Annotated in this window: 8 protein-coding genes; 3 read left to right on the top strand and 5 right to left on the bottom strand. The window is 70.9% G+C overall.

Annotated features, from left to right (window positions below):
* Window positions 1-206 (bottom strand): GTP-binding protein (locus ON26_RS22680; protein ID WP_040798323.1); only part of this gene is annotated, 206 nt, incomplete at its 3' end.
* 359 nt (window positions 207-565) lie between these two features.
* Here ON26_RS22680 and ON26_RS22675 point away from each other — a divergent pair.
* Window positions 566-1,159, top strand: coding sequence for a 50S ribosomal protein L25/general stress protein Ctc (locus tag ON26_RS22675; protein ID WP_040798321.1), 594 nt, complete (start codon window positions 566-568; stop codon window positions 1,157-1,159).
* Between the two features lie 37 nt (window positions 1,160-1,196).
* The gene (pth, locus tag ON26_RS22670) at window positions 1,197-1,778 is read left to right on the top strand and encodes an aminoacyl-tRNA hydrolase (protein WP_040798318.1); all 582 of its coding nucleotides are present in this window, start codon (window positions 1,197-1,199) and stop codon (window positions 1,776-1,778) included.
* Window positions 1,779-1,869: 91 nt separating this feature from the next.
* Here the strand turns inward: pth and ON26_RS22665 are convergent, their stop codons facing one another.
* The 4 genes from ON26_RS22665 to ON26_RS22650 form a co-directional block, all read right to left on the bottom strand.
* Complete coding sequence (locus ON26_RS22665) at window positions 1,870-3,513, bottom strand: fatty acyl-AMP ligase (RefSeq protein WP_040798316.1); 1,644 nt, start codon at window positions 3,511-3,513, stop codon at window positions 1,870-1,872.
* A 222-nt stretch (window positions 3,514-3,735) separates the two neighbouring features.
* Window positions 3,736-4,185 (bottom strand): SRPBCC family protein, encoded by a 450-nt coding sequence (locus tag ON26_RS22660; RefSeq protein WP_040798314.1) that lies wholly within the window; start codon window positions 4,183-4,185, stop codon window positions 3,736-3,738.
* Between the two features lie 124 nt (window positions 4,186-4,309).
* Window positions 4,310-5,227: a ribonuclease Z gene (locus tag ON26_RS22655; protein ID WP_040798312.1), complete on the bottom strand. Its 918-nt coding sequence runs from the start codon at window positions 5,225-5,227 to the stop codon at window positions 4,310-4,312.
* On the bottom strand, window positions 5,228-6,406 hold the full coding sequence (locus ON26_RS22650; RefSeq protein WP_040798309.1) for an aminotransferase class V-fold PLP-dependent enzyme: 1,179 nt from the start codon (window positions 6,404-6,406) through the stop codon (window positions 5,228-5,230).
* Between the two features lie 119 nt (window positions 6,407-6,525).
* On the opposite strand from ON26_RS22650, the gene egtA reads away from it, so the two are divergent.
* A partial coding sequence (gene egtA, locus ON26_RS22645) for an ergothioneine biosynthesis glutamate--cysteine ligase EgtA (protein WP_040798308.1) occupies window positions 6,526-7,783 on the top strand: 1,258 nt, incomplete at its 3' end.

The raw sequence follows: 7,783 nt of genomic DNA, 5'->3' as shown, positions 1-7,783 counted from the left end.
ATCCAGTCCGAGACGGTGGACTTGCGGCCGGCCTTGCCGTGGATGGCGCCCGCCTCGGAGATCATTCTGGCGTGCAGGGCCAGCGCCTCGGTGAGCGTCGATTTACCCGCGTCGGGATGCGAGATGACCGCGAAGGTGCGGCGCCGGGCGACTTCGGCGGGCAGCCCGCGTGGGGTGGGCGCGGCGACGTCTTCGGGGGCGGTCACGATGGGGAGCCTTTCGCGTGACGAGAGGGCGGACAATCGAGCCAGCCTAATCGCGCGGCCCGGCCGCGCGGCCGCCGGGGCGCTGCCGTGCACGCCTGCCGCATCCACGCGCCGCGCTGACCTCCCGATTCAGAGCCGATGCCCGGCCTGGGGTATGGTGTTCGGGTTGTCTCGGCGAGGGTGTCCTCCAGACGTGTGACGCATCTGGTGCGACACCGTGATCGACGCGGCGCGGCTTCCGGCCGTCCCTGTTCGGTCTTCGCCCGGACGAGTAGACCAAACCCCCACCATGCAGGGCGCCACCCACCCTGTCGGGAACTGTTGACCAGCCCGGAAGAGCCGTAGGAGTAGATCCAGTCATGTCCGACGCCAACCTTCTCGAAGCGTCCGTCCGTACCGAGTTCGGCAAGGGTGCCGCCCGTCGCACCCGCCGCGCGGGCAACGTGCCCGCCGTTCTCTACGGCCACCAGGCCGAGCCGAAGCACCTGTCGCTGAACGCCCAGGCGTTCGCCGCGATCCTGCGTGAGCACGGCACGAACGCGGTGCTCAACCTCGACATCGAGGGCACGAAGCAGCTGGCGCTCACCAAGTCCGTTGTGGTGCACCCGATCCGCCGCTACATCGAGCACGCCGACCTGCTGATCGTCAAGCGTGGCGAGAAGGTCGTCGCCGACGTCGCCGTCACCGTGACCGGCGATGCCGCCCCCGGCACCCTGGTGACCCAGGAAGCCACCACCATCTCCATCGAAGCCGACGCGCTGAACCTGCCCGAGGCCATCGAGGTCTCCGTCGAGGGCGCCGAAGCGGGCACCCAGTTCACCGCGGGCTCGCTCGCGCTGCCCGCCGGTGTGACCCTGGCCGGCGACGCCGAGCTGCTGGTCGTCAACGTGATCGCCGCTCCCGCTGCCGAGGGCGCCGAGGAAGAGGCCGCCGAGGGCGAGAGCGCCGAGTAATTCGGCGTCGAACCGTTCAGCGCCGGATCATTCAGCGATGACCGACCCTTCGACCGGGCCGGCGCTCGTGGTCGGCCTGGGTAACCCGGGCCCCGACTACGAGCGGACCCGGCACAATGTCGGCTTCATGGTCGCCGATGCGCTCGCCGAGCGCGTCGGCGGCCGTTTTGCCGTGCACAAGAAGTCCGGCGCGGACCTGATCCAGGTGCGACTGGACGGACGCCAGGTGCTGATCGCCAAGCCGCGCTCGTTCATGAACGTGTCCGGCCGTCCGGTCGCCGCGCTGGCCAAGTTCTTCTCGGTGCCGCCGACCGAGGTGATCGTCGTCCACGACGAACTCGATCTGCCCTTCGGCGCGGTGCGGCTCAAGCGCGGCGGCGGCGAGGGCGGTCACAACGGGCTGCGTTCGGTCTCCGCCGCCCTCACCACCAAGGACTACCTGCGGGTCCGGTTCGGCATCGGCCGCCCACCCGGCCGCCAGGATCCCGCCGATTTCGTGCTCAAGCCGTTCGCTGCCGCCGAGCGCAAAGAGGTGCCGGTGATCGTCGAGCAGGCCGCCGACGCCGTCGAGCTGCTGCTCCGCGCCGGCCTGGAGACCGCGCAGAACCAGCTGCACTGAGCACTCGACCGACGCCGGGATCCTTACCGGTTGTCATCCGGATCACTCTGGGCCACAACGGATTCCCTCGCGGGTGCGGCTGTGCGACTGCTCACCTCAGATGCGCGGCGGTGTCCGCGCGGCGCAGTTTGCCCGACGAGGTCTTCGGCAGTGCCCCCGGGCCGAGCACCGCGACCGTGCGCGGGCGCGCCCCCACCTCGGCGAACACCGAGTGCACGATCTCGCGTTCGATGCGCCGCACGGCCTCGGGGTCCTCGTGCTCGTTGGACTCCACGACCACGGCGAAACTCTCCCGCTTCTGCCCCGCGTCCAGTCGCACCGCGACCGCGTTGCCCGGCCGCACCCCGGCCACCCGCATCGCCGCGCGCTCCACATCGGTGGGGAAGATATTGCGCCCGGCCATGATGATGACGTCCTTGACCCGACCGCACACCACCACCAGGCCGTCGTCGGTGAAGTAGCCGACGTCGCCGGTGTCGAGCCAGCCGTCGGCGTCCTGGGCCGGCCGGAAACCGTCCACCGTGATGTACCCGTCGGTGACGGCGGGCCCGCGCAGTTCGATGACGCCGACCGAACGGCTGGGCAGCGGATTGCGGTCGGCGTCGACGACCCGGCCCGCCAGGTTGTCGACCAGGTAGCCGAGGGTGGGCAGGCGGCGCACCGCACCGTGATGCCCGCGGTCGGTGACCGGCACCGCCTTGCCGACCGCTTCGAGCAGATCGGCGTCGACCAGATCGAGCACCTGTCCCTTACCCGGATCCGGGATGGCGACGGCGAGCGTGGTCTCGGCCATGCCGTAGACCGGGGTCAGCGCCATCGGGTCGAGGCCGAACGGGGCGCCCGCCCGCGCCATCGCGTTCATGGTGTCCGCGTCCACCGGTTCGGCGCCGTTCCACATGTAGCGCACGCAGCTCAGGTCGAGCGAACCCGGCTCGGCCTGCGCCAACCGGCGGGCCAGCAGGGAGTACGCGAAATTGGGCGCCGCGGTGACGGTTCCGCGATACCGGTGGATCAGCTCGGCCCACAGCAGCGGTCTGCGCAGGAAGTCCAGCGGCGTCACGCACACCACTTCGGCGCCGAATTGCATGGGTGTGCTGAGGAACCCGACCATGCCCATGTCGTGGAACAGCGGCAGCCAGCTGATCATCACGTCGCTGTCGAGGCGGAACTTCACCCGGTCGAACATCGCGCAGGCGTTGACGTAGAAATTGCCGTGCGTGATCCGCACGGCCTTCGGCGACCCGGTCGAACCGGAGGTCAGCTGCAGCAGCGCGATATCGCTCTCGGCGGTGTCCACCGGATCGATCACCGAGCCCGCGCGCAGCTGTTCCAGCGTCACCACCGTGATGCCCCGCTCCCGCAACAGCGGTTCGGCCACCTCGAACGGCGCGCCGAGCACCACCGCTCTGGCCTGGATCATCCGCAACACCGTCTCGGTGTCGCGCGCCCACAGGGCCAGATCGGTCCGCGGCGTCGGCTGGTGCAGCATGGTGATCGATGCGCCGCGCATCCACATCGCCTGACAGGCGGGCGCGATGTCCACCGGCATGCCCGCGAGCACCCCGACCGCGTCACCCGGCCCGATCCCCGCCGCGGCCAGCGCGCCCGCCATCCGCCGGGCGGCCGCGTGGATCTGTCCCCAGGTGTGCCGGACCGGCACGTCCGGTTCCCCGGTCACCAGCCCCCGATCGGACCTCGGTGCCGTGGCGTACATCTCTTCGGTGAACTTGCTCAAGGTCGGACTCCTTGTCTCCTGCCCCGCGCCCACCGCCGCGAACCGGCCTCGTCCAACTATCCCCCCGCGCCACACCCCGTGTTAACCCCTCGGCATCGGTGAGTCCGGACCGAGCCCCATTCGTCACACCGGTCCCGGCCGGCCCACCGGATGGTTGTCGGCGGGGCCGGTCACAGCATGGCCGACCGGACCCGGCAGGCCTTTCGGCCGAGGTCGACGGACTCAGTTCGCGGTGCGGTCCAGCACCTGCCGCAACCTGCCCAGAGCACTGCGCCACCCGCGCTCCATGGCGTTGCGCGCCATCTTCTGCCGGGGATGCCGGATATCGAACCCGCCGTGGGTCAGCAGCAGCCTGGTGCCGCGACCGTGGGGGACCAGGCTCCAGTCGAGCACCCAGCGCGCGGGCCGCTCGGCGCGCAGGTCGACCCAGGTCAGCGTGAGTTGTTCACCGGGCCGCGCCATCAGCACCTCGCTGGCGACCTCACCCGGCGGGTCGGTGGGGATCTGGAAGATGAAGTGGGTCCCGACGAGGGTGTCGAACCCGACGGGCCGCATGAGCCACTCGGCGAGCAGGCCGGGTTCGGTCAGCGCACGCCACACCAGCTCCGGAGGTTGCCCGAGGTAGTACCCGATCTGCACTTGCGCTGGATCGAGTTCGGCATCGAAGTTCAACAGCCCACCCCCCGGCAACGGCGCGATTCGACGAAAACGGCCATGCCGCCCAGCATTCCACGAGACTCGGGCGCTCAAGGGAGTTCGGTGGTTTTCGCACGCTGCGCCGGGGGTACCGAGCCGCTCACCTGCGCGCGGGGAAGGGGATGCGCTGGAGGTCTTCGGCGACGAGTATCTCTCCGGGGAAGTGCTTTTCGGCTTCGCGACGGTGGTCGTCGAGGGTGCGGTAGCGCTGGGAGAAGTGAGTGAGGACCAGGGTGCGCGCGCCGGCTTCGGCGGCGGCGCGAGCGGCCTGGCCCGCGGTGAGGTGGCCGTGTTCTTCGGCGAGGTGGGCTTCGTCGTCGAGGAAGGTGGCCTCGATGACGAGCATGTCCACCTCGGCGGCGGCCTCGAGCACGCCGGGGCACAGGCGGGTGTCCATGACGAAGGCGAAACTCTGGCCGGGCCGGGGCTCGCTCACCTCGTCGAGGGTGACGGTGCGTCCGTCGGCGAGGATGCGGCCGTCGCGTTGGAGTTCGGCGATGCGCGGTCCGTGAATGCCGTACGCGCGCAGGCGGTCGGGCAGCAGGCGCCTGCCCGCGGGTTCGGTGAGCCGGTAGCCGAACGCCTCCACCGGGTGCGAGAGCGCCACGGCACGCAGATCGAAGGTCGCCTCCGGCGTGTCGAGCACACCCGGCCCGGCGATCGGGTGCGGCCGCAGCTCGATGTGGCGATAGAAGGAGCTGGCCCCGCACAGCCGATCGAAGAACACCTGGCCGGAGGCGGGATAGTAGGCATCGATGTCGTGGGTGACGTTGTCGAGGTTGATCCGCTGGACGATGCCGGGCAGGCCGAGGCAGTGGTCGCCGTGGAAGTGGGTCAGCGCGATATGGGTGAGATCCGAGGCGGCGACCCCGGCGAAGGCCATCTGCCGCTGGGTGCCCTCGCCGGGGTCGAACAGCAGGCCTTCCCGGCCCCAGCGCAACAGGTAGCCGTTGTGATTGCGCTGTTTGGTCGGCACCTGACTCGCGGTGCCGAGCACGATCAATTCCCGCTGGGACATCTACAGCGCCGCCACCGCGCGCACGAAACGGTCCAGCTCCTCGTAGCTCACGAAGCAGTGCGGGGAGGCGCGGAGCACGGCGGGCAGGCCGCGCGCGGTCATGTCCAGCAGCGTGGAGGAGGCGAAACTGACGGTGACGGTGATGTTCTCGGCCGCGAGCCGGTCGCGCACCTCGGTGGCCTCGATGCCGTCGACGGTGAACGACACGATGCCGCCGTACCGAACTCCCTTGTCGCGCAGGGTGACTCCCGGTATCTCCGCCAGCGCGGTCCGCAGGTGGGCGGCGCGCTCGCCGACGGCGGCGTAGACGTTCTCCGGACCGAGGTCGAGCAGGTAGCGCACGGCCGCACCGAGTCCGAGCCTGGCCGCCACATCGTGCTCCCAGAACTCCCACCGCGTGGCGTCGGGTGCGAGCTCGTAGGCGTCCGGGGCGGTCCACTGCGCGCTGTGCAGGTCCAGACGCTGCGGGACGATCCCGGCGGTGGAATCCGTTCGCACATAGAGGAATCCGGTCCCACGTGGTCCGCGCAGCCATTTGCGCCCGGTCGCCGAAAGCGCGTCCACGCCCAGTTCGGTGACGTCGAGGGGGAGTTGCCCGGCCGACTGGCAGGCGTCGAGCAGCACCAGTGCGCCTGCCGAATGCGCGATCGCGGTCGCCTCCGCGGCGGGGTTGACCAGTCCGCCGTTCGTCGGCACGTGCACCAGCGAGACCAGTGCGACTCGCTCGTCGATCATGGTCGCGAAGGCGTCGAGATCCAGTTGCCCGGTGCTGTCGTCGGGGATCTTCTCGACCACCGCGCCGGTCTGCGCGGCCCGGTGCATGGCCGCGATCGCATTGCCGGCGTATTCGGAGCCGCTGAGCAGGATGCGGTCACCGGGGTGCAGCGGCACCGAGTGGAAGAAATCCGACCAGGAGCGGGTGGCGCTGTCGCTGAGCGCGATATCGGCCGGTGCGGCGCCGATCAGCGCGCCGATCGCCGATTTGACCGCGGCCAGGTCGTCGAGCCGTTCGGCGCCCGCCCGGTACCCGCCGACCTCCGCTTCCCGGCGCAGATGCCCGAATTGGGTGTCGAGCACGACGCGCGGCGGCAGTGAGGACCCCGCGCTGTCGAGAAAGACCAGGTCGGGGTCGGCCGCGAGACCGGGGGTGTCGGCCCGCACGCGTATATCGTCCAGCATGCCGACGACCCTATCCGGACCTGTTGTCCGTTTTCAGGTCGTTTCTTGTCGCCGATGATCGCTAGGCTTGTTCTGGTCGGTGAATGCTCTGTCCGCAGCCACGTCGGTGGGAGGCTCGCATGGCGGTCACACTCGAACATCAGGGTCCGACCGGCTCGGTCGATGTCTCCGGCGCGTTGTCCTCGCGCGCGGCGGCGGAGGCCTTCGTCGGGGGTGTGTGTTTCAAACTCGGGCCACCCGCCCTGATCGGCGCCGAACTGGAATGGCTCACCGTACAGGGAGAGTGTCCGGCGTCCGCCCCGCTCACCGCTCCACGCCCGCGGCTGTCCGCCCTCGCCGCCGCTCTCGGACCCCACGCACCACCGTCGCTCGTACCGGGCTCCCCGGCTCTTCCGCTGCCGGGTGGCAGCCGGGTGACCGTCGAACCCGGCGGCCAGATCGAATTGTCCAGCGACCCCTTCACCACTGCCGCCGCGCTGTGCGAGAGTCTGCGCGCCGACGCCGGTCGGCTGACCGAACTCCTCGCCACGACGGGCATCCGTCCCGTCGACCGCGCCGCCGACGCCGATCGCTGCGCCGACCGCCTGCTCCGCTCGCCCCGCTATCGCGCCATGGAGCGGCTCTTCGCCGGCGTCGGCCCGTTCGGCAAGCTCATGATGTGCAATACCGCCGCCACGCAGGTCAGCGTGGACGCGGGCGCCGACGCCGCCGAGGTGGCCGCGCGCTGGACGATGCTGTACGCGGCCGGTCCCGCCTTGGTGGCCGCGTTCGCCTGTTCGCCCGCCCTGCACGGTGCCCCGCCCGGCGCCTGGGCCTCCCAGCGCATGCGCACCTGGCTGCGGTTGGACAACGCCCGCACCCGCCCGCCCGTGCAGGACTGGGCCGACCCGATCACCGGCTACGCCCGCTGGGCCATGGACGTGCCGCTGCTGTGCGTGCGAAGACCGGACGAGCCAGGAAACCGGCAGGCGCCGGGCTGCCCGGACTGGTCGCCGCCGCCCGGCGCGACCTTCGCCGACTGGCTGTCCGGCGCCCTCGACGACGAGGTCGGCCGCCGCCCCGGCGCCGACGATCTGCGCTACCACCTGACCACGCTGTTCCCGCCGGTCCGCGCGTCCGGCTACTTCGAGATCCGCTACCTGGACGCCCAGCCCGCCGAGGACTGGACCGTCCCGATCCACCTGTTCGACGCACTGCTGTCGAGCCCGGAGGTCGTCGCCGAGGCCACCCGCCTCGCCGGCCCGGCCGCCGGGCAATGGTCGCAGGGGGCGCGCCACGGCCTGGCCGACCCGCAGATCCGCGCGATCGCCGCCGACCTGCTCGAGCTGGCCGCCGCCCACGCCCGCACCGCCACGGCCGCAACCGATCTCGGTGCCG

The sequence above is a fragment of the Nocardia higoensis NBRC 100133 genome (assembly GCF_000308595.1).
In the GTDB taxonomy this organism is placed as follows: Bacteria; Actinomycetota; Actinomycetes; order Mycobacteriales; family Mycobacteriaceae; genus Nocardia; species Nocardia higoensis.
Note: the sequence above shows the minus strand (reverse complement) of the source record. Positions and strands in the feature narration are given on the sequence as shown.

Bases quoted from the DNA above. Each gene is read 5' to 3' on its own strand.
- ON26_RS22675 (WP_040798321.1), top strand. From the start codon at position 566: ATGTCCGACGCCAACCTTCTCGAAGCGTCCGTCCGTACCGAGTTCGGC.
- pth (WP_040798318.1), top strand. From the start codon at position 1,197: ATGACCGACCCTTCGACCGGGCCGGCGCTCGTGGTCGGCCTGGGTAAC.
- ON26_RS22655 (WP_040798312.1), bottom strand. From the start codon at position 5,227: ATGTCCCAGCGGGAATTGATCGTGCTCGGCACCGCGAGTCAGGTGCCG.
- ON26_RS22650 (WP_040798309.1), bottom strand. From the start codon at position 6,406: ATGCTGGACGATATACGCGTGCGGGCCGACACCCCCGGTCTCGCGGCC.